The sequence below is a fragment of the Odoribacter sp. N15.MGS-14 genome (assembly GCF_000980245.1).
GTDB lineage: Bacteria > Bacteroidota > Bacteroidia > Bacteroidales > Marinifilaceae > Odoribacter > Odoribacter splanchnicus.
Map to the genome: position 1 here is coordinate 1 of NZ_LARE01000175.1, position 861 is coordinate 861.

The window sequence follows — 861 nt, forward strand, 5'->3', positions numbered from 1 at the left end:
CAAGGCTGCACCTAAATGCATTTCGGGGAGTACGAGCTATCTCCAAGTTTGATTAGCCTTTCACCCCTACCCTCAGCTCATCCAGAAGCTTTTCAACGCTTATTGGTGCGGTCCTCCAGCTGGTGTTACCCAGCCTTCAACCTGGCCAAGGGTAGATCACTTGGTTTCGCGTCTGCCACTGCCGACTATACGCCCTATTCAGACTCGCTTTCGCTTCGGATACGTGTGTCGTCACACTTAACCTTGCCGGCAAAGGCAACTCGTAGGTTCATTATGCAAAAGGCACGCCGTCACTGCTTTAAGCAGCTCCGACCGCTTGTAGGCGCACGGTTTCAGGAACTATTTCACTCTTCTGTTCGAAGTGCTTTTCACCTTTCCCTCACGGTACTGGTTCGCTATCGGTCTCTCGGGAGTATTTAGCCTTACCGGATGGTCCCGGCAGATTCACGCAGAATTCCTCGTGCTCCGCGCTACTCAGGATACTACTATGCTTCGACAACATACGAATACGCAACTGTCATGCTCTATGGTCTTTCTTTCCAGAAAGTTCTTCTCCGATGTCTTCATGCAACGACGTAGTCCTACAACCCCGATCATGCCGTAACATGAACGGTTTGGGCTATTCCCCGTTCGCTCGCCACTACTGGGGGAATCATTGTTATTTTCTTTTCCTGCAGGTACTAAGATGTTTCAGTTCCCTGCGTTAGCTCCTGAAATGATCAGGTGGCGTGTCTTCAACACGCCGGGTTGTCCCATTCGGAAATCCCCGGATCAAAGGTTATTTGCCCCTCCCCGGAGCTTATCGCAGCTTATCACGTCCTTCATCGCCTCCGAGAGCCAAGGCATCCGCCATGCGCCCTT

At 51.7% G+C, this 861-nt stretch carries 1 rRNA gene; it reads right to left on the reverse strand.

What is annotated here, in order from left to right:
• A 23S ribosomal RNA gene (locus WS34_RS14925) occupies nucleotides 1–861 on the reverse strand; the annotation flags it as partial.